Origin of the sequence: Acuticoccus mangrovi (assembly GCF_016411865.1) — a bacterium.
GTDB lineage: Bacteria > Pseudomonadota > Alphaproteobacteria > Rhizobiales > Amorphaceae > Acuticoccus > Acuticoccus mangrovi.
Map to the genome: position 1 here is coordinate 15,870 of NZ_JAEKJA010000002.1, position 22,415 is coordinate 38,284.

The 22,415-nt window shown below is 69.8% G+C and carries 19 protein-coding genes; 14 read left to right on the top strand and 5 right to left on the bottom strand.

The window, feature by feature from the left end; translation table 11 throughout:
* Positions 1–4 precede the first annotated feature (4 nt).
* The 5 genes from JCR33_RS03190 to JCR33_RS03210 all read left to right on the top strand — a co-directional run bounded on the left by JCR33_RS03190 (position 5) and on the right by JCR33_RS03210 (position 5,960).
* Complete coding sequence (locus JCR33_RS03190) at positions 5–1,549, top strand: FGGY-family carbohydrate kinase (protein ID WP_198880581.1); 1,545 nt, start codon at positions 5–7, stop codon at positions 1,547–1,549.
* A 17-nt stretch (positions 1,550–1,566) separates the two neighbouring features.
* Positions 1,567–2,553 (top strand): ABC transporter permease, encoded by a 987-nt coding sequence (locus JCR33_RS03195; RefSeq protein WP_198880582.1) that lies wholly within the window; start codon positions 1,567–1,569, stop codon positions 2,551–2,553.
* A 60-nt stretch (positions 2,554–2,613) separates the two neighbouring features.
* Complete coding sequence (locus JCR33_RS03200) at positions 2,614–3,546, top strand: sugar ABC transporter substrate-binding protein (RefSeq protein WP_211110045.1); 933 nt, start codon at positions 2,614–2,616, stop codon at positions 3,544–3,546.
* Positions 3,547–3,660: 114 nt separating this feature from the next.
* On the top strand, positions 3,661–5,160 hold the full coding sequence (locus JCR33_RS03205) for a sugar ABC transporter ATP-binding protein (protein WP_198880737.1): 1,500 nt from the start codon (positions 3,661–3,663) through the stop codon (positions 5,158–5,160).
* Positions 5,161–5,195: 35 nt separating this feature from the next.
* Positions 5,196–5,960, top strand: coding sequence for an SDR family oxidoreductase (locus tag JCR33_RS03210; RefSeq protein ID WP_198880583.1), 765 nt, complete (start codon positions 5,196–5,198; stop codon positions 5,958–5,960).
* Positions 5,961–6,024: 64 nt separating this feature from the next.
* On the opposite strand, the gene JCR33_RS03215 is transcribed toward JCR33_RS03210, so the two are convergent.
* Positions 6,025–7,125 (bottom strand): alkene reductase, encoded by a 1,101-nt coding sequence (locus JCR33_RS03215; protein ID WP_198880584.1) that lies wholly within the window; start codon positions 7,123–7,125, stop codon positions 6,025–6,027.
* 151 nt (positions 7,126–7,276) lie between these two features.
* On the opposite strand from JCR33_RS03215, the gene JCR33_RS03220 reads away from it, so the two are divergent.
* Complete coding sequence (locus tag JCR33_RS03220) at positions 7,277–7,735, top strand: MaoC family dehydratase (protein ID WP_198880585.1); 459 nt, start codon at positions 7,277–7,279, stop codon at positions 7,733–7,735.
* A gap of 59 nt (positions 7,736–7,794) precedes the next feature.
* Here the strand turns inward: JCR33_RS03220 and JCR33_RS03225 are convergent, their stop codons facing one another.
* Positions 7,795–8,253: an Lrp/AsnC family transcriptional regulator gene (locus tag JCR33_RS03225; protein WP_232372211.1), complete on the bottom strand. Its 459-nt coding sequence runs from the start codon at positions 8,251–8,253 to the stop codon at positions 7,795–7,797.
* A gap of 145 nt (positions 8,254–8,398) precedes the next feature.
* On the opposite strand from JCR33_RS03225, the gene JCR33_RS03230 reads away from it, so the two are divergent.
* On the top strand, positions 8,399–11,872 hold the full coding sequence (locus tag JCR33_RS03230; RefSeq protein WP_198880586.1) for an indolepyruvate ferredoxin oxidoreductase family protein: 3,474 nt from the start codon (positions 8,399–8,401) through the stop codon (positions 11,870–11,872).
* Between the two features lie 97 nt (positions 11,873–11,969).
* On the opposite strand, the gene JCR33_RS03235 is transcribed toward JCR33_RS03230, so the two are convergent.
* Positions 11,970–12,935, bottom strand: a complete 966-nt coding sequence (locus JCR33_RS03235) for a P1 family peptidase (RefSeq protein WP_198880587.1) — start codon at positions 12,933–12,935, stop codon at positions 11,970–11,972.
* On the bottom strand, positions 12,932–14,086 hold the full coding sequence (locus JCR33_RS03240) for a hypothetical protein (protein WP_198880588.1): 1,155 nt from the start codon (positions 14,084–14,086) through the stop codon (positions 12,932–12,934). The genes JCR33_RS03235 and JCR33_RS03240 overlap by 4 nt, the downstream gene beginning before the upstream one ends.
* 161 nt (positions 14,087–14,247) lie before the next feature.
* Between JCR33_RS03240 and glmU the strand changes: the two genes are divergently transcribed.
* The 4 genes from glmU (at position 14,248) to JCR33_RS03260 (ending at position 18,919) form a co-directional block, all read left to right on the top strand.
* The gene (gene glmU / locus JCR33_RS03245; protein ID WP_198880589.1) at positions 14,248–15,591 is read left to right on the top strand and encodes a bifunctional UDP-N-acetylglucosamine diphosphorylase/glucosamine-1-phosphate N-acetyltransferase GlmU; all 1,344 of its coding nucleotides are present in this window, start codon (positions 14,248–14,250) and stop codon (positions 15,589–15,591) included.
* Positions 15,588–16,049 (top strand): hypothetical protein, encoded by a 462-nt coding sequence (locus JCR33_RS03250; RefSeq protein ID WP_198880590.1) that lies wholly within the window; start codon positions 15,588–15,590, stop codon positions 16,047–16,049. The genes glmU and JCR33_RS03250 overlap by 4 nt, the downstream gene beginning before the upstream one ends.
* 186 nt (positions 16,050–16,235) lie before the next feature.
* A complete protein-coding gene (glmS, locus tag JCR33_RS03255) occupies positions 16,236–18,062 on the top strand; it encodes a glutamine--fructose-6-phosphate transaminase (isomerizing) (RefSeq protein WP_198880591.1) in 1,827 nt (608 codons plus the stop codon).
* Between the two features lie 62 nt (positions 18,063–18,124).
* Positions 18,125–18,919, top strand: coding sequence for a DUF502 domain-containing protein (locus tag JCR33_RS03260; RefSeq protein WP_198880592.1), 795 nt, complete (start codon positions 18,125–18,127; stop codon positions 18,917–18,919).
* Positions 18,920–18,974: 55 nt separating this feature from the next.
* Here the strand turns inward: JCR33_RS03260 and JCR33_RS03265 are convergent, their stop codons facing one another.
* Positions 18,975–19,265: a hypothetical protein gene (locus JCR33_RS03265; RefSeq protein ID WP_198880593.1), complete on the bottom strand. Its 291-nt coding sequence runs from the start codon at positions 19,263–19,265 to the stop codon at positions 18,975–18,977.
* A gap of 160 nt (positions 19,266–19,425) precedes the next feature.
* Here JCR33_RS03265 and JCR33_RS03270 point away from each other — a divergent pair, with 160 nt between their 5' ends.
* The 3 genes from JCR33_RS03270 to pdhA all read left to right on the top strand — a co-directional run bounded on the left by JCR33_RS03270 (position 19,426) and on the right by pdhA (position 22,307).
* The gene (locus JCR33_RS03270; RefSeq protein ID WP_198880594.1) at positions 19,426–20,367 is read left to right on the top strand and encodes a glycine--tRNA ligase subunit alpha; all 942 of its coding nucleotides are present in this window, start codon (positions 19,426–19,428) and stop codon (positions 20,365–20,367) included.
* Positions 20,368–20,706: 339 nt separating this feature from the next.
* Positions 20,707–21,072 carry an FtsB family cell division protein gene (locus JCR33_RS03275; RefSeq protein WP_198880595.1) on the top strand — a complete coding sequence of 122 codons (366 nt, stop codon included), beginning with the start codon at positions 20,707–20,709 and terminating at the stop codon, positions 21,070–21,072.
* A 206-nt stretch (positions 21,073–21,278) separates the two neighbouring features.
* Entirely contained in the window at positions 21,279–22,307 is a 1,029-nt protein-coding gene (gene pdhA, locus JCR33_RS03280) for a pyruvate dehydrogenase (acetyl-transferring) E1 component subunit alpha (protein ID WP_198880596.1), read from the top strand.
* The last annotated feature ends 108 nt before the right edge of the window (positions 22,308–22,415 follow it).

Sequence of the window (22,415 nt, forward strand, 5' to 3'; positions counted from 1 at the left end):
CACTATGGCGGCCGATCTCATCCTCGCGATCGACCAGGGCACATCCTCCACCAAGTGTCTGCTGGTCGGCTCCGACGGGGATGTCGTCGACAGCGCGACCGCGCCGCTCGCCGAGAGCTGCCCGCGGCCGGGCTGGGTGGAGCAGGACCCCGAAGGGGTGTGGCGCTCCGTCGCCGAGGCCGTCGCGGCGCTGATGGCGCGGCACGATCCGAAGCGCGTCGCCGCCGTGGGCCTCGCCAACCAGCGCGAGTCGCTTCTCCTCTGGGAGAAGGCGACGGGGGAGGCGATCTCGCCGCTTCTATCCTGGCAGGATCAGCGCACGGCCGATCTCGCCCATCGGATCGGCACCGCGCGAGTGCGCGAGCGGGTGCGCACCCTGTCGGGCCTGCCGCTCGACCCGATGTTCTCCGCCCTCAAGGCGCGCTGGCTGCTCGACGCCTACGATCCGGACCGGACCCGGTCGAAGGCCGGCGAGCTCGCGCTCGGGACCGTCGATTCGTGGCTTCTCGCCAAGCTCGGCGGCCGCCACGTCGTGGAGATCGGCAACGCCTCGCGCACCCAGCTCCTCGACACCGCCAACGGGGTGTGGTCGGAGGAGCTCGCCGACATCTTCGGCGTGCCGATGGCGGCGCTGCCCGAGGTGCTGCCCTCCACCGGGCCGTTCCCGGCGGTGACGGGGCTCGCCCCGCTCCTCGACGGGACGCCACTCCTCGCCGTCCTCGGCGATTCCCACGCCGCGCTCTTCGGCCACGGCGTGCGCGCGCCGGGCGCCGTCAAGGCGACCTACGGCACCGGCTCCTCGGTCATGGGCCTGATCGGGCCGGCGACGGAGGAGTTCGACCGCGGCACCTGCCTCACCGTCGCCTGGCAGATCGAGGGGGCGCCGCCTTCGCTCGCCGCCGAAGGCAACATCCGTTCTTCGGGCTCCACCTTCCGCTGGCTCGCCGACGTCTTCGGCCTCTCCGTCGACGCCCTGATCGAGGAGGCGCTCGCTGCCGCCCCGAGCGGCGTGTCGCTGGTGCCCGCCTTCAACGGCCTCGGGGCACCCTATTGGGACGACGGCGCGACGGCGCTGATCGCCGGCTTCAAGCTCGGCACTCCGCGCGCCGCGATCCTGCGGGCGGGGGTGGAATCGATGCCGCACCAGGTCGCCGACGTGGTCGCCTCGGTGGAGCGCACCATGGGCGCGCGGGTGGAATCGCTCCACGCCGACGGCGGGCCGTCCACCAACGACGGCCTGATGCAGCTCCAGGCCGACCTTGCCGGATGCGAGGTGGTCCGACCCAAGATCACCGCGCTGTCGGGCTACGGCGCGGCCCGTCTCGCCGGCGTCGCCGCCGGCATGTTCCCGCTCCTCGGTGGCAACGGCGTGGTGGAGCGCACCTTCACCCCGGCGCTTGCCGCCGACGCACGCGAGGCGCGGCGGGACGAGTGGCATGCGGCGGTCGCCCGCGCCACGAGCCCCGCCGCGACCGACTCACAATCTGAGACCGACTCACAATCCGAAACCACTCCGACACCGCGCGCCGTGCGCGTCGTCGGCGCCTGACGTCCCTGGGGGAATTCATGACGACCGAGGCCGCCAGCACCACGCCGGAACGCTCCAGCCGTCCCTTCCGCCTCGCCTTCGACGGCGGCGTGCTCGGCCCGCTCGTCGGGCTGGTGCTCCTGTGCGTCGGCTTCTCGTTCGCGTCCGAATATTTCCTGTCGGTGCGCAACGCCATCAACATCCTCGATCAGGTGACGGTGCTCGGCATCCTCGCCATCGGCATGACGCTCGTCATCATCATCGGCGGCATCGACCTGTCGGTCGGCTCCGTGCTCGCCTTCTCGATGATGATGATGGGCTGGCTCTACCAGTTCGGCGGGGTGCCGCTGCCCATCGCCATGGTGCTCGGCATCCTGACGGGCGCCGCCTGCGGCCTGGTCTCCGGATGCCTCATCACCTTCGCCAAGCTGCCCGCCTTCATCGCGACCCTCGCGATCATGTCGATCGCCCGCGGTCTCGCCAACATCCTCACCGACGGGCGCCAGGTGGTGGGCTATCCGGACTGGTTCACCAATCTCGCCACGGTGCGCCATTTCGGCTTCCTGTCGGTGACGGTGGCGCTGTTCATCGTGCTGATGGTGATCGCCGGCATCTTCCTGCGCTACCGGGCGACGGGGCGGAACCTCTTCGCCATCGGCGGCAGCGCCGAGGTGGCGCGCCTCGCCGGCATCGACGTGCGCAAGTACACGCTCGTCACCTACACCATCGCCGGCGCGCTCGCCGGCGTCGCGGCGGTGACGCTCGCCGCCCGCCTCAACTCCTCGCAGCCCTCCGCCGGTCTCGGCATCGAGCTCGACACCATCGCGGCCGTCGTCATCGGCGGCGCGAGCCTCGTCGGCGGCGTCGGCTCCATCGCCGGCACGCTCATCGGCGTGCTGATCATCGGCGTCTTGCGCAACGGCCTCAACCTCGTCGGCGTCTCGCCCTTCTTCCAGATGGTCGTGATCGGCGCCGTGATCGCGCTCGCCGTCGCCTTCGACACGATGAGCCGCAACAAGAACTGATCCCGCGACGGCCCGACGGCCGCGGGATCTTCCAGAAACTGAGCATCCAGGGAGGATCACATGCTCAAATCCACTCGCATCGCTTTCGCCGGTGCCGTGATGGCCGGCACCATGGCCATCGGCGCCGCCCAGGCCCAGGACGACCTCACGGTCGGCCTCGCCGTGGCCAACCTGCAGGCCGACTTCTTCAACCAGATCAAGCAGTCGGTGGAGAAGGAAGGCGACAAGCTCGGCGTCGAGATCATCACCGTGGATGCCGGCGGCGACTCCGCCCGCCAGGTGAGCCAGATCCAGGACCTCATCACCCGCGACGTCGACGCCATCATCTATATTCCGGCCGGCGCCACCGCCGCCTCGGTGCCGGTGAAGGCCGCCCGCGAGGCCGGCATCCCCGTCGTCGCCGTGGACCGCAACCCGCCGGACGCGCCGGGTGACACCTTCATCGCCACCGACAGCGTCGCCGCCGCCGAGACCCTCGGCAACTGGGTGTGCAAGCAGACCGGCGGCAAGGGCCGGCTCGCCGAGATCCAGGGCCAGATCGGCACCACGCCGCAGATCGACCGCGACGAGGGCTTCGACAAGGCGCTCGCCAACTGCGCCGGCATCGAGCGCGTGGCCCAGCAGGCCTCGAACATGTGGATGCAGGACGAGGGCTTCAACATCGCCCAGGCGATGATCCAGCGCGATCCTGGCATCACCGTCTTCTGGGGTCAGGCCGACGCACTCGCCCTCGGCGCCGCCCAGGCCGCCAAGGTCGGCAACCTCGGCGACGTCATCGTGGTGGGCTTCGACGGCGACGTCGCGGGCCTCGAGGCGGTCAAGTCCGGCACCCTCGACGCCACCATGACGCAGCAGACCCAGCTGATGGGCCGCATGGCGCTCGCCTCGGCGATCAAGCTCGCCAACGGCGAGGAGGTTCCCGCCGAGCAGCTCCAGGAAGCGACCCTCACCACCGCCGACAATGTCGAGCCGTTCCTGAAGGAACATCCCTGATCGACACCGGCGGGCGGGACGAAATTCCCGCCCGCCGTCCCCCGGCCGCGGCCGGGTGAGGATCGCAACGCCATCTCGCAAGAAAGGGCCACCGTGAGCGCCGAGGCAGTCGCCATGACCGAGACGCCGCCGATCACGGCAACGGGCCTCTCGATCCGCAACATCACCAAATCCTTCGGGCCGGTGCGCGTGCTCGAGGGCATCGATCTCGACATCCGGCCCGGCGAGTGCGTCGCCGTGCTCGGCGAGAACGGGGCCGGCAAGTCCACCCTTTCGGCGATCATCGCCGGCGTCATTCCGCCGTCCTCCGGCGAGATGACGTGGAACGGCGCGCCCTACGCGCCGCGTTCGCCCGCCGAGGCGCTGAGCCACGGCATCGGCCTGATCCACCAGGAGATGCGGCTCCTGCCGGAGCTCTCCATCGCCGAGAACGTCTTCGTCGGCCGGCTGTTGATGAAGAACGGCCGCATCGATCGGCGCGAGATGAACCGCCGCGCGGAAGTGCAGCTGCGCCGGCTCGGCCTCGATATTCCGGCGACCACCAAGGTGAAGGCGCTGCGCGTCGCCGCGCAGCAGCAGGTGGAGATCGCCAAGGCGTTGACGCTCGAGGCGAGCCTCCTGATCTTCGACGAGCCCACCGCCGCGCTCGGCGGGGAGGAGACTGACCGCCTGTTCGAGCAGATCGACCGGCTGAAGGCGGAGGGCGTCTCCTCGGTCTACATCTCCCATCGCCTCGAGGAGATCGCGCGCGTCGCCGACCGCATCGCCGTGCTGCGCGACGGAGCGCTCGTCGCCGTCCACGACACCGCCGACGTTCCCGTGCGCCAGCTCGTGGAGGAGATGGTCGGGCGCAGCGTCGAGCGGCTTTTTCCCGACATTCCCGCCCCGACGGGGCCGGAGGTGCTCGCCGTCGACGGCCTCACCGGCGCGCAGAACGACTTCCGCGACATCAGCTTCTCGGTGCGGGCGGGGGAGATCTTCGGCATCGCCGGCATCGTCGGCGCCGGGCGGACGGAGCTGGTGCGGGCGATCGCCGGCATCGACCCGCTCGCCGCCGGCACCGTGCGGCTCGCCGGCGAGGCGGTGACGCTCACCTCGCCGCGCGACGCGCTCGACGCCGGCATCGTGATGGTGCCGGAGGACCGCAAGGGCCAGGGCCTGCTCCTCGGCATGCCGATCGCCGACAACGTCGCCGTGGGCAACTTCGACCTCGTGGGCAACGCCGGCTGGGTGAGGCCCTCGCAGACGCGCGCCTTCGGCGCCCAGGCGATCGATTCGATGGGCGTGAAGGGCACTCCCGAGCAGCTCGTCGGCCGCCTGTCGGGCGGCAACCAGCAGAAGGTGATCATCGCCAAGTGGCTCGCCCGCTCGCCCCGCCTCGTCATCATGGACGAGCCGACGCGGGGCGTGGACGTCGGCGCCCGCGCGCAGATCTACGAGGCGATCGCCGAGCTCGCCCAGGCGGGCATGGCGGTGATCGTCGTCTCCTCCGACCTCGACGAGGTGATCGGCCTGTCGCACCGCGTGATGGTGCTCTCGCGGGGGGAGAGCCGGGGCATTCTGGAGCGCGGCGAGGCGACCCACGTCGCCATCATGGAACGCGCCACCACCTGAGCAACGGCGCCGAAGCGCCCACGGGAAACGTGATCATGGACCTCTTCGATCTTTCCGGCGACATCGCCTTCGTGACCGGCGCGGGATCGGGCATCGGCCAGGCGATCGCCATCGGCCTCGGCAAGGCGGGCGCCGACGTCGCCTGCCTCGACCGGGCGGGCAGCGCGGGTCTCGGCGAGACCGTCGCCGCCGTCGAGGCCGCCGGCCGGCGCGCTGTCGCCATCGAGGCGGATGTGCGCGACAAGACGGCCGTGGAGGCCGCCGTCGCCCGCACCGAGGCCGAGCTCGGCCCGCTGACGACGGCGGTGAACGCCGCGGGCATCGCCAACGCCACCGCCGCGGAGGAGATGCCGGAAGAGCAGTGGCGCACCATGCTCGACATCAACCTCACCGGCATCTTCCTCTCCTCCCAGGCGGAGGGGGCGGCGATGCTCAAGAACGGGCGCGGCTCCATCGTCAACATCGCCTCGATGTCGGGCTCGATCGTCAACCGCGGGCTCCTGCAGGTGCACTACAACACCTCCAAGGCCGGCGTGATCCATCTGACGAAGAGCCTCGCCATGGAGTGGGCTCAGAAGGGCATCCGGGTGAACGCGATCAGCCCCGGCTACACGCTGACACCGATGAACCTGCGCCCCGAGGTCGCCGAGCAGCGCAAGATCTTCGAGGACACCACGCCGATGGGGCGGATGGCGGAGGTCGACGAGATGGTCGGCCCGGCGATCTTCCTCTCCTCCAAGGCGGCGAGCTTCGTGACCGGCGTCGACCTTCTGGTGGACGGCGGCTTCGTGTGCTGGTGATCCCGCGTATGATCCGGCGCCGGAGCGCCGGATCGGTTCGCCCCGCTCAGAGGGGCGGATAGTCTCAGAGGGCCGGATAGTCGGTGTAGCCCTCGGCGCCGCCGCCGTAGAAGGTGGCGCGGTTGTAGGGGTTGAGCGGCGCGGCCTGCTTGAGCCGTTTCGGCAGGTCCGGATTGGCGATGAAGTGGCGGCCGAAGGCGACGGCGTCGGCGGCGCCGCGTTCCACCACCCCCTCGGCGCTCTCGCGGGTGAAGTTGCCCGCGGTGATCAGCACGCCCGGCCAGAGCGGGCGGAAGAGGTCGGCCGCGGACGGGGTGTCCTGATGGTCGACCTCCGCCTGGCCGGCACCGGAGGCGCGCGGCTCGATGAAGTGGACGTAGGCGAGGCCGAGCGGCGCGAGCTTTTCCACGAGATGAGTATAGAGCGGCATCGGGTCCGGCTCGCCGGAGCCGTTCGCGACGCCGAAAGGAGAGAGGCGGATGCCCACCCGGTCGCCGCCGATCGCGGCGACGATGGCCTCGGTCACCTCGAGCGGCAGGCGGCAGCGATTTTCGATGGACCCGCCGTAGCGGTCGGTGCGCTGGTTGCTCGCCGACTGCATGAACTGCTCGAGGAGGTAGCCGTTGGCGGAGTGGATCTCGACGCCATCGAAGTCCGCGGCGAGGGCGTTGCGGGCGGCTTGCGCGTAGGCCTCGACGAGGACGGGCAGCGCCTCGGTGGGGATCGCCTCCGGTGTTTCGAACGGCACCCGCTCGAAGTCGGCGGTGAGCGCCATGCCGCTCGGCGGGGCGATCGCCGAGGGCGCCTTCGGCAGCCCTCCGTCGGGCTGCACCGAGGAGTGGGAGATGCGGCCGACGTGCCAGAGCTGGCAGACGATGAGGCCGCCCTTGTCGTGCACGGCGTCGGTGACGGCGCGCCAGCCCTCCACCTGCGCGGCGGAGTGGATGCCGGGGGTGGCGGGCATGCCCTGGCCTTCCGGCACCACCTGCGTCGCCTCCGAGATGATGAGCCCGCCTTCGGAGGCGCGCTGGGCGTAATATTCGGCCATCAGCGGCGTCGGGATGTTGCCGGGGCGGGCGGCGCGCATGCGGGTGAGGGGAGCCATCACCACGCGGTGGGAGAGCGCCCAGGCGCCGACCTTCAAGGGATCGTAGAGTGTCGTCATCGCTCTTGCTGCCTCGATCTTGGGGGCGCCGCGCGGACGCCCGTGTCGGCGAACACGCTAGTCTGTTCCGGCGACACTTGCTATGGCACCGAACGGCTCGCGGGAGCGACGATGCCGCGCGCGTCGGTGCGGCAAGAGGTGGAGTGGATCGATGGGTGAGGGACGACGGCTGGCGTTCGAGGAGTTCGAGGTCGGGCAACGCTTCGCCAACGGCAGCGTGACCCTGACGAGCGAGATGGTGAAGACGTTCGCCGCCGCCTACGACCCGCAGCCTTTCCACCTCGACGAGACGGCGGCCGAGGCGAGCGTCTTCGGCGGCCTCGCGGCGAGCGGGTGGCACACGGCGGCCCTCACCATGCGCATGCTGGTCGACGGCGGCGCCCCGATCGACGGCGGCATCATCGGGGTGGGCGGGGAGATCGCCTGGCCGCGCCCGACGCGCCCCGGCGACACGCTTCGCGTGGAGAGCGAGGTGGTGGAGATCATCCCTTCCCGCTCCAAGCCAATGCAGGGCCTCGTGGTGATGCAGGCGGAGACCTTCAATCAGCGCGACGAGGTGGTGCAGCGCCTGACGGCGAAGCTCGTGGTGAGGCGTCGCACCGCGCCCTGACACGCCCTCGACCCGAGCCCTGATGCCGGCGGCTGCCGCCGATCCGGGCGCCGCCATGCTCAGCGAGACGGCAGGGAGAGGGGGAGGGCGGGGGTGTCCTTCACCGTCGATACCACGATGCGGGACTGCACGTCGCTGACGAGGTCGCCGGCGAGCAGCTTGTCGCGCAGAAAGACGTCGTAGGCTTTGATGTCGGTGGTCACGACCTTGATGAGATAGTCCACCGCCCCGGTGACGCGCTCGCAGATGACCACCTCGGGCCATCCCATCACCAGGGCGTCGAAGGTGGACATGTTCTCCCGGCTCGGCATCGCAAGCTTCACGAAAGCATACGAGGTGAAGCCAAGACCCACCGCCTCGCGATCCACGGTGGCGATGATGGCGGTGATGATGCCGGCGTCCTTCATGCGCTTGATGCGTCGCCAGCACGGCGTCTGGCTGAGCCCGACCGTGCTCGCGATGTCGCCGACCGATTGGCCGGCGTCGAGCTGCATGGCGGTCAAAATTTTGAGGTCCATCGGATCGAGCAAAAATTTTTCAGAAGTGAGCGTCACATCGGAACCATTTTGCGCCTGCGTGCCGTTTAGAACTGAAAATAGCATGGAAAGTTCGAGGCTTAGAGAACAATTATTGAGCACAATTGGCGACTCGGGGAGAACGGCCATGACGCGCAACGTGAGCCTGAGCGACAAATACGATCTCGACCGTGGCCGGGTGTACATGACCGGCATCCAAACCTTGCTGCGCATCGCCATCGATCAGCGGCGGATGGACGAGGCGGCGGGTCTCAAGACGGCGGGCTTCTTTTCCGGCTATCGCGGCTCGCCGCTCGGCGGCGTCGATCAGGAGCTGATCCGCAACAAGAAGCGGCTCGATCCGCTCGACATCCATTTTCAGCCGGGCGTCAACGAGGAGCTCGGGGCGACCGCCGTGTGGGGCACGCAGAAGGTGGGGCTCCACGGCAAGGGCTCCGACTACGACGGCGTGTTCGGCATCTGGTACGGCAAGGCGCCGGGCGTCGACCGCGCCGGCGACGTGCTGCATCAGGCGACCGCCTCGGGCACCGCGCGCTACGGCGGTGCGCTCGCCCTCTGTGGCGACGATCTTCTCGCCAAGTCGTCCATCCTGCCGGCGCAGTCGGAATTCGCGCTGCAGCACTTCGAGATGCCGTTCTTCAACCCGGCCGACCTCCAGGACGTGCTCGACTACGGCCTGCACGGCCTCGCGCTGTCGCGCTTTGCGAGCAACTGGACCGGCATTCTGTGCGTCGCCGACACGATGGACGCCTCGGGCCTCGTCTCGGTCGACCCGGAGCGCCTTTCCTTCGTCTTTCCGGAGAGCGCCGACCCGCGGCGCGACCACGACCTCAACCGCACCTTCCTCCTCGGCAACCGCCTCGAGACGGAGCGCCTGTTGCGCGACGTGCGCCTTCCCGCCGTCACCGCCTATGTGCGGGCGAACGGGCTCGACGGCGTCGCCTTCGGCGACGAGCGGGCCGCCCGCATCGGCTTCGTCGCCACCGGTAAGGCCTATCGCGACCTGTTGCAGGCCTTCGCGCTCCTCGGCATCGACGAGGAGCGGGCGAAGGCGCTCGGCCTCGCCGTCTACAAAGTCGCGATGCCCTGGCCGCTCGACACCGAGACCCTCGTCCGCTTCGCCCGCGGCAAGGAAAAGCTCGTGGCGGTGGAGCACAAGCGCCCCTTCCTGGAGCCGCAAATCAAGGAAGCGCTCTATCACGTTCCCGAGGGCCGCCGCCCCGAGGTGTGGGGCAAGCGCCGGCCGGACGGCGAGCATTTCCTGTCCGACGTTCTGGAACTGCGCCCGCAGGACCTCGTGCAGGCGCTGATGAGCGTGATCCCCGGCGCGCAGGAGGACGAGGGGATGCGCCGCGTCGCGATGGCGATGGTGGAGCGCACCGCCTGGGCCGCCGGCCACGCCGAGGCGAGCCAGCGCTCGGCCTATTTCTGCTCCGGCTGCCCCCATTCCACCTCCACCAAGGTGCCGGAAGGGTCGCGGGCGCTGCCCGGCATCGGCTGCCACGCGATGACCGAGATCAACGGCAACACCACCGACGGGCAGATCGCCATGGGCGGCGAGGGCGTGCCGTGGGTGGGCCAGGCCCCCTTCAGCCGCGACCGCCACGTGTTCGTGAACATGGGCGACGGCACCTACTATCACTCCGGCATTCTCGCGATTCGCCAGGCCGTCGCCGCGAATGTGCCGATCACCTACAAGATCCTCTACAACGACGCCGTGGCGATGACCGGCGGCCAGCCGCACGACGGGCCGTTGACGGTGCCGATGATCGCCCGCCAGCTCGCCGCCGAGGGGGTGGAGCGGATCGTCGTCGTGTCCGAGCGGCCGGAGCTCTACGAGGGGCGGCGCGATCTCGGCCACGGCGTGCCCGTCCACCACCGCGACGAGCTGATGCCGATCGAGCGCGAGCTCGCCGACTACGAAGGCGTCTCGGCGATCGTCTACGATCAGACCTGCGCCGCCGAGAAGCGCCGCCGCCGCAAGAAGGGGGCTTATCCGGACCCCGACCGCCGCCTCTTCATCAACGAGCGCGTCTGCGAGGATTGCGGCGACTGCTCGGTCCAGTCCAACTGCATCTCGGTGGAGCCGCTGCCGACGCCGTTCGGCCAGAAGCGGGTGATCAACCAGTCGACCTGCAACAAGGACTTCTCCTGCGTGAAGGGCTTCTGCCCGTCCTTCGCCTGGGTCGAAGGCGCGGCGATCAAGAAAGTCGACACCGTGACGCTCGATGTCGAAGCGCTCGCGGCCGCCTTGCCGGCGCCGACGAAGCCCGACATCGCGGCGACCCACAACGTGCTGATCACCGGCATCGGCGGCTTCGGCGTGACGACGGTGGCCGCGGTGCTCGCGATGGCCGGCCACATCGACGGCATCGCCGCCTCGACGCTCGACATGACGGGCCTCGCTCAGAAGAACGGCCCGGTGACGAGCCATCTGCGCTTCGCCCCCGCCGACACGGCCATTTCGGGTCCGCGGGTGCCGACCGCCTCGCTCGACACCCTCATCGCCTCCGACATGCTCGTCGCCTGCAACGCCGACTCGCTGTCGATGACGGCCTCGGACCGCACCCTCGCCGTCGCCAACACCAAGGTGCAACCGACCGCCGAGTTCGTGATGAAGCGCGTGCTCTCCTTCGACGAGGCGCGGATGACGCGCACTCTGAAAGAGGCGGCGCGCACCTTCGTGCCGGTGGATGCCGCCCATGTCGCCGAGCAGCTCTTCGGCGATCAGATCTTCATGAACATGATGCTCGTGGGCGTCGCCTATCAGGCGGGCGGGCTCCCGTTGAGCGAGGAGGCGATCGTCGAGGCGATCCGCCTCAACGGGGCCGCGGTGAAGCCCAACATCGCCGCCTTCCGGGCGGGGCGCGTGCTCGCCGCCGATCCGGAGCGCATCCGCGCCGCCGTCGGTAGCCGCGCGAAGCTGAAGCCGATGGGGCTCGACGAGCGCATCGACTTCCTCGCCAAGGAGCTCGCAGCCTACCAGGACGCCGCCTATGCGGACCGCTTTCGCGCCGCCATCGCCGCGCTGCGTGAGGCCGACGAGGCGCGCGGCCAGAAGGGTCACCGCCTCACCACCCTCGCCGTCGAGAGCCTCTACAAGGCGATGGCCTACAAGGACGAGTACGAGGTCGCCCGCCTCTATTCCGCGCCCGCCTACTGGGACGCGCTGAAGGCGGAGTTTGAGGACCCCAAGAAGGTGCGCCTGATGCTCGCCCCGCCGATCCTCTCACCGATCGATCCGGCGACGGGGCGACCGAAGAAGCGCGCCTTCGGCCCCTGGGTCTTCCCGCTGCTGCGCCTCATCGCCCACGGCAAGGGCTTGCGCGGCACCCGCTTCGATCCCTTCGGGCGCAGCGAGGAGCGGCGCCACGAGCGCGCGCTGGTGGAGATGGCGTTCGCCGACGTCGCCCGTGCCTGCCGCGAGGTGGGCTCGGCGCCCTACGGGCTCCTGTGCGAGCTTCTGCGCATCCCCTCCACGGTGAAGGGCTACGGCCCGGTGAAGGAGGCGAACCGCGAGGCCGCCCTCAAGAAGCGTCAGGTGCTGCTCGCTCAGCTCGCCGAGGACAGCACGCCGCCGCTCGCGATCGCCGCCGAATAGCGGCCGGCAAGGCAGGCGCAGCCACTCCACGCGGAAGGCGCGGCCGCTCCCCCCCGATGCGCGCGGGCCGTCGCCCCTCCGGTCGGCGCCGGCCGCGTCAGCCGTAAAGGCTCTGCCAGGTCGGGAAGCGGTCGCTCGCGCCGGGGGTCGCCGAATAGACGCCGCGGGCGACGGCGCGGGCGAGCACTGCGGCCGCCGTCGCCGCCAGCGCCACGTGGCCGAGCGGCCTTTCCGGCGCCGCCGCCTTCCCGGTGGAGACGGCGAACAGAGTGTCGCCGTCGAGGAGGGTATGGGACGGGTAGATCGCGAGCGCCAGACCGTCGTGCGCGGCGATCGCGAGGCGGTTCGCCTCGGCGTTCGTCAGCGTTGCGTCTGTGGCGACGATCGCGATCACCGTGTTCTCGCGCGGAAGGGTGCCCGACTTGGTGCGGATGGTGGCGAAGTCGGCGCTCGGCGGGGCGTGGAGGCCGCCGAACTCGCCGTCGACCTCGAACGGGGCGGCGCGGAACCAGGGTCCGTCCGCCGCCGTCACTGAGCCCACCGCGTTCACCACCACGGCCGCGCCCACGGTCGCCGCGCCGCAGCGGGCGGAGGCGGAGCCGAAGCCGCCCTTGAGGCCCGCCGTCATGGCGTTGGTGCCGGCGCCGACGGTGCCGAGACGGCGGTCGGGCGGCCCGTCGAGGGCGGCGGCGAGGCTCGCCGCGCCGAGGGCGCGATAGTCCGGTCGCGGCCCGGCGAGGTCGAACACAATGGCGCCGGGCACGATGGGGACGCGGTGGCCGCGCACCTCGTAGCCGCGGCCCCGCTCGGCGAGGGCGAGTTGCACGCCGTCGGCCGAGGCGAGGCCGAACGCCGAGCCGCCGGAGAGGCAGATGGCATCGACGCCGGGCCCGAGGCGGCCGGGGGCGAGGGCGTCGGTCTCGCGCGTTCCGGGCGCTCCGCCGTGGACGGCGACACCGGCAACGCCCGGCTCTTCCAGGACGAGCGTCGACACCCCGCTCGGTGCGTCGGGATCGGCGGCGTGGCCGAAGCGCACGCCGGGTACATCGAGAATGTGACTCATTCGCCGGCGTGGATCTCGAGGTTCAGCAGGCGGGGGAGGGCCTGCGGCCCCATCAGCCCGGCGGCGAGGATCTGGGCGACCGTCGGGGGCGTGTCGGGGGTGATGCTCAGCGTGATCCGCTTCGGGTCGGTCAGGAAGCTGCGCGTCGCCTCGCTCGTTGCGGCGAGGAGGGCGGGATCGCCGATCGGCTCCAGAAGCGTCGGCAGCATCCCGACGAGCTGCTCCACCAGCGCCTCGCGCGGCACGTTGTTGCGGGTCACGGTCTGGTCGACCAGACGGTCGGCGAAGCCCTCGTCAAGATAGGAGAGGGAGAGGTCGTAGACGACGACGTTCTGAAGCGCCGCGACGAGCACGGCGAAATCCCCGGCGCTCGCCTGGAGGCTCTGCATCAATGGGCCGGTGAGGCCGGACACGGTCGCCTTGAGCGAAAGCTTGCCGAAGTCGGCCGCCGACAGGGTGAGGTCGCGGATCGTGGTGCGGCCGCCGTCGGCCTCCCAGCGGCCCGCCGCCGAGAGGTCGATGTCGAGCGTGTCGTAGCCGAGGGACTGGATCTGGCTGCGGGCGGGCTCGGTCCACATCGCGGTGTCGAAGCGCAGCCCGGTCACCGAGAGGCTGCCGCTGGTGGCCTCGGTGACGTCGCGCTCGTCGACCGTCGCCGAGATGGCGTCGACGATGATGCTGCGCCCCTCGGGGGCCGCGGCGCTGATGCCGCTGACGCTCAGCGTGTCGAAGGAGCCGAGGAGGGCCATCAGCCCGCTCGTCGTGCTGTCGGAGGTCAGCCGCAGCCCGTCGACGGTGAGGGTGTCGACGCTGGAGGTGCTGTCGGTGCCCGCTTCGGTGAGGCGGGTGCCGGAGTAGACCACGCGGTCGGCGATCAGCGTGTTGTCGGCGTCGACGATGCCGCTCGAGATGGTGATCGTGTCGATCGTCATGTCGGTCGTGGCGCCTTCGACGGTGCCGGGGCCGGTGCCCGTGACCCCCTCGATGACGATGGCGGAGCCGGACCGGTCGACGGATTGGGCGGCGAGGTTCTGATAGCCGCCCCGCTCCAGCGCGCCGAGCAGAGCATCGGCCACCACGTTGCCGGTGGCCTCGAATGCGGCGGCCGGCGTGGCGGCGGTGAGGAGGAGGGCGAGGATGACCGAGCGCATGGAACCGTCCTGACGGGAAAATCGCGTCTCCGCGATATGGACCAATCCGGGGGGCTGTCAAAGTGGGCGGCTTGCCCGCGAGGACAAGATGAGGGAACACCCCATCGCCCGGGCCGTTGGTGAACGGCACGCGGGGCGGCAACGAAAGATCGAGGACTGACGTGAATTCACGCTCCCTAGCGGTGGTTCTGGCGGCCGGGAAGGGCACCCGCATGCGCTCCCGGCTCGCCAAGGTGATGCATCCCGTCGGCGGCCTTGCGATGATCGGCCACGTGCTGGCCGCCGCGCGGGCGGCGGGGGTGGGCGATACCGCGCTCGTCGTCGCCCCCGATGCGACGTGGCCGCAGAAGCTCGCCGGCGAGGCCGCCGTCTACGTGCAGAGCGAGGCGCGCGGCACCGCCCACGCGGTGCTCGCCGCCGCCGAAGCGGTTCGACCCGACCACGACGCCGTGGTGGTGCTCTTCGGCGACAATCCGCTGATCACACCAGCGACCATCGCGAGCGTGCTCGCCCGCGTCGAGGAGGGCGCCGACGTCGCCGTCCTCGCCTTCGAGCCGGACGACCCGACGGGGTATGGCCGCGTCCTCCTCGACGAGAGCGGCCGGGTCGCGGCGATTCGCGAGGAGCGCGACGCCACCGAGGAGGAGCGGGCGGTACGCCTGTGCAATTCCGGCGTGATGGCGATCCGCACCGGCGCCCCGTTCGCAGCCCTCGCCGATATCGGCAGCGACAATGCGAAGGGCGAGTTCTATCTGACCGACCTCGTCGCCCTCGGCCGGCAGCGCGGCTTCGACATGGTGTGGCAGCTCGCCGACGCGGAGGAGGTGCTCGGGGTCAACGACCGCGCCCAGCTCGCCGAGGCCGAAGCCGTGTTCCAGCGTCGCGCCCGCAGCAAGGCGCTGGAGGTCGCCACCCTCCTCGCCCCCGCGACGGTGTTCTTCAGCCACGACACGGTGCTCGCCGAGGACGTGACGGTGGAGCCTCACGTGGTGTTCGGCCCCGGCGTGTCGGTGGGCGAGGGGGCGCGGGTGCGCGCTTTCTCACACCTCGAGGGTGCGGTGGTCTCCCCCGGCGCCGTCGTCGGGCCCTACGCGCGGCTGCGGCCCGGCGCCACGATCGGCGCCGACGCCCGCATCGGCAACTTCGTGGAGGTGAAGAACGCCACCATCGCGCCGGGTGCGAAGGTCAATCACCTCTCCTATATCGGCGACGCCACGGTCGGGGCGGGCGCCAACATCGGCGCCGGCACCATCACCTGCAACTATGACGGCGTTCACAAATATCGAACCGAGATCGGGGCCGGCGCGTTCATAGGGTCGAACAGCGCCTTGGTGGCCCCCGTCACCATCGGCGAGTACGCTTTCGTGGGCACCGGCAGCGTCGTCACCGACGACGTGCCGGCCGATGCGCTCGCCATCGGCCGCGGCCGGCAGGTGACCAAGGAAGGCCGCTCGCCGGCTCGCCCCGGTGCCGACAGGTCGGCGAAGAAGGGAAGCTCGTCATGATGAAGGAGACCCTGGAACGGATGCTGAAGCGGCTGTTCGCCGTGCACGCCCACGACCCCGATCCCGCCCGCATGAGCGGTTTCGAGCGGCGCGAGGCGATGGGGGCGATGCAGCCACCTGGACAGGTGCGCGAGGCCGAGCTCGCCGAGGACACCGACTTCGCCCGCGCCGAGGCTGCCGAGGCGATGGCCCGCCCCGACGTCACCATGAAGGACGACTTCGCCGACGATAGCGAGAGCGCCCGCCAGCAGGCCGAATCGGCCAACGAGGTCGACGGCAGCCATCTCGCCGCCGAGCCGGTGGCCGACTTCGTCGACGCCGAGGAAGAGGTGGTTCTCGCCAATCCCCATCCGGCGCCCCATTCCGAGCTCGTCGATGGCAGTGATACCGCGCGCAAGGACGCGATTCGCGCCAACGAGCCCGCCCCCAAGCGCAGCGCGGTCGAGGGCGGGCGCTGACGGCCGCCGCGCGCGAGCGCGGTCGCCGCAGGATCGCCGCCGGTAAGGCGGCGCCTTTGTTCGCGGTCGCGAAATGTAACTCCATGTGAAGGTCCCGCCCCCCAGATTGCTTTATGGAGGTGGGGTCGGCCGCCGTCTCTCGTCGTCGGCTCCGGCCCTTGTGGTGTGCGCGTTTGGGGGAGCCCTATGTGTGGTATCGTCGGTGTCATCGGACCGCGTGAGGCCGGTCCGCTTTTGCTCGATGCCCTGAAACGGCTCGAATATCGGGGCTACGATTCGGCCGGTATCGCCGCCGTCGGCGGCGACGGGACGCTGAGCCGCCGCCGCGCCGCCGGCAAGCTGCGCAACCTCGAGGCCCGGCTCGACGCCGACCCGCTGATCGGCCACACCGGCATCGGCCACACCCGCTGGGCGACCCACGGCGCGCCGACCGAGGCCAACGCGCACCCCCACGTGGCCGCGCCGGTCGCGGTGGTGCACAACGGCATCATCGAGAATTTTCGCGCCCTCCGGGAGAAGATCCTCGCCACCGGCGCGACACTCTCCTCCGACACCGACACCGAGCTCATCGCCCATCTCTTCGCCGCCCGCCTCACCTCCGGCGAGGCGATGAAGGACGCGCTGATGGAAACGCTCGACGAGCTCGAAGGCGCCTACGCGCTCGCCTTCGCCTTCGAGGGCGAGCCGGACCGTCTCGCCGCGGCGCGCTCCGGCAGCCCCCTCGCCATCGGCTTTTCCGCCGACAGCGTGATGATTGGTTCCGACGCCATCGCCCTCGCGCCCTTCTGCGACGAGATCATCTACCTCGAGGACGGCGACGTGGCGATCGTCTCGCCCCATCAGGCCGAGATCTTCGACAGCCACGGCAGGCCCGTGGTGCGGCCGCGGGTGCCGGTGCCGCTCCAGGTGTCGCTCGCCGAGAAGGGGAACTATCGCCACTTCATGGCCAAGGAGATCCACGAGCAGCCCGAGGTGATCGCCCGCACCTTGGGTCATTACATCGACGTCGGCGCCGGCAGCATCCGCGACGACACGATCCCGGTGGACTTTTCCGAGGTGAGCCGGCTGTCGATCACCGCCTGCGGCACGGCCTACTATGCGGGTCTCGTCGCCCGCCACTGGTTCGAGCGTCTCGCGCGGCTGCCGGTCGACCTCGACGTCGCCTCCGAGTTCCGTTACCGCGCCCAGATTCATCCGGCCGACGAGCTGCCGCTCTTCATCTCCCAGTCCGGCGAGACGGCCGACACCCTCGCCTCGCTGCGCGCCTGCAAGGCGGCGGGGCAGCGGCTCGCGACCATCGTCAACGTGCCGACGTCGACGATGGCGCGCGAAGCGAACGTGGTGCTGCCCACGCTCGCGGGCCCCGAGATCGGCGTCGCCTCCACCAAGGCGTTCACCTGCCAGCTCGCGACCCTCGCCGCGCTGGCGGTGAAGGCCGGCGTCGACCGGGGCGTTCTCACCCGCGACAATGCGCGCGGCTTCGTCGACGGGCTCGTGGAGGCGCCGCGGGCGGTGGCCGACGTGCTGCATCTCGAAGCCGAGATCGAGCGCATCGCGCGGATCATCGCGCCGGCCTCCACCGCGCTCTTCATGGGACGCGGGCCGTCGATGGCGGTGGCGCTCGAAGGCGCGCTGAAGCTGAAGGAGCTCTCCTATATCCACGCCGAAGGGTTCGCGGCGGGCGAACTGAAGCACGGTCCCATCGCCTTGGTGGACGACACCGTGCCGGTGATCGTCGTGGCGCCGTTCGACGACCTCTTCACCAAGACGGTCTCCAACATGGAGGAGATCGCGGCGCGCGGCGGGCGCATCATCGCCGTCACCGACGCGCGGGGCGCGCACGCCATCGGCACCACCGCGGAGGAGATGATCGTGCTGCCCGACGCGCCGGCCTTCATCGCCCCGCTGGTGATGACGATCCCGCTGCAGCTTCTCGCCTACTACGCCGCAATCATTAACGGCACCGACGTTGATCAGCCGCGAAATCTCGCCAAGTCGGTCACGGTTGAGTAAACCCCGCTTCAAACTTCGACGGCAGCCCCTAGTATAGTCTTGGTGGTGTGCGAGACTGGCCGATGGATGACGACAAATCACGGGGTGAACCGAAGATCGGCCGGCGACGTCGGATACTGAACCGACTGCGCAACTATCTTCTGACCGGCATCGTGGTGGCGGCTCCGCTGACCATCACGGTGCTTTTGACCGCCTCCTTCGTGAATTGGGTGGACAGCTGGGTAAAGCCGTGGATTCCGGTGCGCTGGAATCCGGAGAGCTACGTGCCGTTCCCCCTGCCGGGGTTCGGCCTCGTGGTGGCGATCATCGTGTTGACGGCGCTCGGCTTTCTCACCGCCAACATCTTCGGCCGCACGATCATCGCGATCGGCGAGGGGATCCTCAATCGGATGCCCCTCATCCGCAATCTCTATGCGGCTCTGAAGCAGATCTTCGAAACCGCGCTGTCGGAGCGCAGCCGCACCTTCCGGCGGGCCGGGCTCATCGAATATCCGCGCAAGGGGTTGTGGGCGCTCGTCTTCATCGCCACCGACGCGAAGGGCGAGGTGAGCCATCGCCTGCCGGAGGACGACGATGCGATCTCGGTGTTTCTGCCGACGACGCCCAACCCGACCTCGGGCTTTCTCCTGTTCGTGCCGCGCCGGGACGTGCTCGTTCTCGACATGTCGGTGGAGGACGCCGCGAAGCTCGTGATTTCGGCGGGGCTGATTACCCCGCAGTGGCCGCCTCGTCCGCGCGGCGGCGGAGCGACGTCGTCGGTTCCGACGCACCCGGCCCCTTCCGAGCGGGGCGAGGTGAAGGTTCCGGTCCGCGGCCGCCTCGTCGACGAGGAGGCGGACCCGACCTCGGCGGCGTAGGCCTCGCCTCTATCCGCCCTGCGCGGTGGCAGGGCGGACGGTGCGGCCGGCCACCTCAGTTGCCGAGGCCGTCGAGATCGTCGCAGCGGCGCAGGAAGACGAGCGTCGCGGTGCCGGTGCGCACACGGTGGATGCACTGGTCCTGGAAGTTCTTGTCCGGCCGGCGCCGCTGGTCGACGGTGCGATTGTAGCTGCGCAGGACGGAGATCGAATCGCTGCCGCCGTCGTCGTTCGTGCCGCCGCCGCCGCGGCCGCCGGTGCTGCCCGCGCTCTGGGCCATGGCGCTCACGGAGATGAGGGTCGCGGTGGCCACGATGGTGGCGCGCAGGATGGTCGTCTTGGTCATTGTCGTCTCCTGGGTCTGGGTGTTGCCGCTTCGGGCATGTTGTCGCCGCCGTCGCCGGCCCGCCTGGTTTTGCGGGGTCGGCCATGTCGCGGTGGCTTGTCTGGAGAACGCAGCGCTGTAGGAGTTATTCCCGACGTCCCAACAAAGATGAGTTGATCGAATGGCGGAACCCGCCGACACCGACCCGCGCGGCTCCTTTCAGGCGATGATCCTCGCGCTTCAGACCTTCTGGGCGGAGCGCGGCTGCGCGATCCTGCAGCCCTACGACATGGAGGTGGGGGCGGGGACCTTTCACCCGGCGACGACGCTGCGTGCGCTCGGTCCGCGGCCGTGGCGGGCGGCCTACGTGCAGCCCTCGCGCCGGCCGACCGACGGGCGCTACGGCGAAAATCCCAACCGCCTGCAGCACTACTATCAGTTCCAGGTGATCCTGAAGCCGAACCCGCCCGACCTGCAACGCCTCTATCTGGAGAGCCTCGCGGCGATCGGCATCGACCTCGCGCTCCACGACGTGCGCTTCGTCGAGGACGATTGGGAGAGCCCGACGCTCGGCGCCTGGGGGCTCGGCTGGGAGTGCTGGTGCGACGGCATGGAGGTGTCGCAGTTCACCTACTTCCAACAGGTGTGCGGCATCGACTGCCGTCCCGTGTCCGGCGAGCTGACCTATGGGCTCGAGCGCCTCGCGATGTACGTGCAGGGGGTCGAGAACGTTTACGACCTCGTCTACGTGCCGGCGAGTGAGGCGGGTCCTGCGGTGCGCTACGGCGAGGTGTTCCTGCAGTCCGAGCAGGAATATTCGGCGTATAATTTCGAGCACGCCGACACAGGGATCCTGCTGCGCCACTTCCGCGATGCGGAGGCCGAGTGCCAGGCGCTGCTCGCCGCCGGGGTGCCGTGCGAGGGCGAGCCGCACCGTCAGGTGCTGCCGGCCTACGACCAGTGCATCAAGGCTTCGCACATCTTCAATCTGCTCGACGCGCGGGGGGTGATCTCGGTGACGGAGCGGCAGGGCTATATCGGCCGGGTGCGGGCGCTCGCCAAGGAATGCGGCGCCGCCTACCTCCAGACCGCGGGGGGCGGGTTCGAGAAGGCCGCGGCCTGATCTCGGGCTGCCTGAGAGGGGGATTGCGGCAAGAAAAGCGGGCGGGGGCGCAGCCGGGCCGCCCGCCCGAGTGAAGCGCGACCGCGAGGGGCCGCCGCGACGCGCGATGGAGCCGGTCGGGCGCGAGACTTTGGGGCCGTTCCGCACGGCCCGGTCTCGAGGCTGCCGCCCCTTGCCGGACGATGGACCGGCGGGCTGCAGGAGGTGTCCGCCCGATCCACCGGAACAACGCACGGGCGGGCCACCTATTCCGGTTGCACCGCGATCTTTCTGCAACGCTCCCTCAACCCCGCATTAAGGTTGGGCGAGGGATAGTGCGGGCAGCAACGGATCCCATCGATGCCCACGCGCCACCGCCGACGTTCTCGCTTCGCCTTCCTGCTGTTCCCGCTGATTTTCGGCGCGGTGTCCTGCTACTTCGTGTGGCAGAGCACGCGCGGCGAGTTCAGCCAGGAGGCGCGGGCCGAGCTGAAGGCGGAGCGGTCCGCGCGCGAGGCGGAGTTCGCGAGCCTCGTCACCCGGCGCACCGACCTGCAGGACCGGGTGCGCCGGCTGCGCACCGACGCGCTCGACGCCGACCTTCTCGACGAGCGCGCCCGGGCGCAGCTCAACATGGCCCACCCCAACGAGGTGGTGATCTTCCACGACGAGCGGGCCGGCGCGACGGCGCGTCTGGAGCCCGGCGTCGCGGTCGGCGCTCGCTGAACAAAGCTCTTCAGAACCTTCTTCGACGGGGCGTCCCGATGCCGAGATCGGGACGATTTGCGGCCGCGAACTGCATTCGTTCGCAGCCGTGATATGCGCCTGCATGGCAGCCGGGCGGCAATTCGCCGGCGCCATGCCCTTTTGCGGCGCGACCCGGTAGGATAGTGTCGCCGCGAGAAGAGCCGTGATGTGCGGGAGGACGAGTGATGCAAGCCGAGGCGAAGGTGACCGGAGACGCGAAAGGCCCGAAGGCTGCGACCTCCAAGACCGCGTCGGATTTTTCCGTCGAGGACTATCGCCGGGCCTATGAAGAGATGCTCCTCATCCGCCGATTCGAGGAGAAGGCCGGCCAGCTCTACGGCATGGGCCTGATCGGCGGCTTCTGCCACCTCTATATCGGCCAGGAGGCCGTGGTGGTCGGAGCCCAGATGGCGATGCAGGAGCGTGACCAGGTCATCACCGGCTATCGCGACCACGGTCATATGCTCGCGACCGGCATGGACCCCAAGGGTGTCATGGCCGAGCTGACGGGACGCGCCTCCGGCTACTCCAAGGGCAAGGGCGGCTCGATGCACATGTTCTCCGTCGAGAAGAATTTCTTGGGCGGACACGGCATCGTCGGCGCCCAGGTCTCGCTCGGCACCGGCGTCGCCTTCGCCAACCGCTATCGCGAGAACGGGGCCGTGGCGCTCACCTATTTCGGTGATGGTGCCGCCAACCAGGGGCAGGTCTACGAGAGCTTCAACATGGCCAAGCTCTGGTCGCTGCCCGTCGTCTACATCATCGAGAACAACAAGTACGGCATGGGCACCAGCATCAACCGTGCCTCCTCCACCACCAACCTCTCCCAGCGCGGCCGCTCCTTCGACATTCCGGGCGAGCAGGTCGACGGGATGGAGGTCGAGAAGGTCCACGCCGCCGTCGAGCGGGCGCTCGAATATGCGCGCTCCGGCAACGGGCCCTACATCCTCGAAATGCTGACCTACCGCTATCGCGGCCATTCGATGTCGGATCCGGCGAAGTATCGCAGCCGCGAGGAGGTCAACGAGTACCGCCAGAAGCACGATCCCATCGACCACGTCCGCAAGATCCTGCTCGAGACGCACAAGGTATCGGAGGACGAGATCAAGGAGATCGACAAGCGCGTGCGCGACGAGGTGAACACCGCCGCGGAATTCGCCCAGTCCGAGCCGGAGCCCGATCCCGCCGAGCTCTGGACCGACGTCGTCCGCTGACCGAGACCGGCCGAGCGCTCGCGCCCGGCCTGTTATCGCCGCGCCCGCGGTGCGCCGCGGGAGGCCAAGAAGACATCGCCGGGGCTGCGCCCCCTGTTGGAGCCAAAT

Bases quoted from the DNA above. Each gene is read 5' to 3' on its own strand.
- JCR33_RS03225 (WP_232372211.1), bottom strand. From the start codon at position 8,253: ATGGACCTCAAAATTTTGACCGCCATGCAGCTCGACGCCGGCCAATCG.
- pdhA (WP_198880596.1), top strand. From the start codon at position 21,279: ATGCAAGCCGAGGCGAAGGTGACCGGAGACGCGAAAGGCCCGAAGGCT.
- JCR33_RS03190 (WP_198880581.1), top strand. From the start codon at position 5: ATGGCGGCCGATCTCATCCTCGCGATCGACCAGGGCACATCCTCCACC.
- JCR33_RS03235 (WP_198880587.1), bottom strand. From the start codon at position 12,935: ATGAGTCACATTCTCGATGTACCCGGCGTGCGCTTCGGCCACGCCGCC.
- JCR33_RS03250 (WP_198880590.1), top strand. From the start codon at position 15,588: ATGATGAAGGAGACCCTGGAACGGATGCTGAAGCGGCTGTTCGCCGTG.
- JCR33_RS03265 (WP_198880593.1), bottom strand. From the start codon at position 19,265: ATGACCAAGACGACCATCCTGCGCGCCACCATCGTGGCCACCGCGACC.
- JCR33_RS03215 (WP_198880584.1), bottom strand. From the start codon at position 7,125: ATGACGACACTCTACGATCCCTTGAAGGTCGGCGCCTGGGCGCTCTCC.
- JCR33_RS03195 (WP_198880582.1), top strand. From the start codon at position 1,567: ATGACGACCGAGGCCGCCAGCACCACGCCGGAACGCTCCAGCCGTCCC.
- JCR33_RS03200 (WP_211110045.1), top strand. From the start codon at position 2,614: ATGCTCAAATCCACTCGCATCGCTTTCGCCGGTGCCGTGATGGCCGGC.
- JCR33_RS03240 (WP_198880588.1), bottom strand. From the start codon at position 14,086: ATGCGCTCGGTCATCCTCGCCCTCCTCCTCACCGCCGCCACGCCGGCC.
- JCR33_RS03205 (WP_198880737.1), top strand. From the start codon at position 3,661: ATGACCGAGACGCCGCCGATCACGGCAACGGGCCTCTCGATCCGCAAC.
- JCR33_RS03270 (WP_198880594.1), top strand. From the start codon at position 19,426: ATGGCGGAACCCGCCGACACCGACCCGCGCGGCTCCTTTCAGGCGATG.
- JCR33_RS03230 (WP_198880586.1), top strand. From the start codon at position 8,399: ATGACGCGCAACGTGAGCCTGAGCGACAAATACGATCTCGACCGTGGC.
- glmS (WP_198880591.1), top strand. From the start codon at position 16,236: ATGTGTGGTATCGTCGGTGTCATCGGACCGCGTGAGGCCGGTCCGCTT.
- JCR33_RS03220 (WP_198880585.1), top strand. From the start codon at position 7,277: ATGGGTGAGGGACGACGGCTGGCGTTCGAGGAGTTCGAGGTCGGGCAA.
- JCR33_RS03210 (WP_198880583.1), top strand. From the start codon at position 5,196: ATGGACCTCTTCGATCTTTCCGGCGACATCGCCTTCGTGACCGGCGCG.
- JCR33_RS03275 (WP_198880595.1), top strand. From the start codon at position 20,707: ATGCCCACGCGCCACCGCCGACGTTCTCGCTTCGCCTTCCTGCTGTTC.
- JCR33_RS03260 (WP_198880592.1), top strand. From the start codon at position 18,125: ATGGATGACGACAAATCACGGGGTGAACCGAAGATCGGCCGGCGACGT.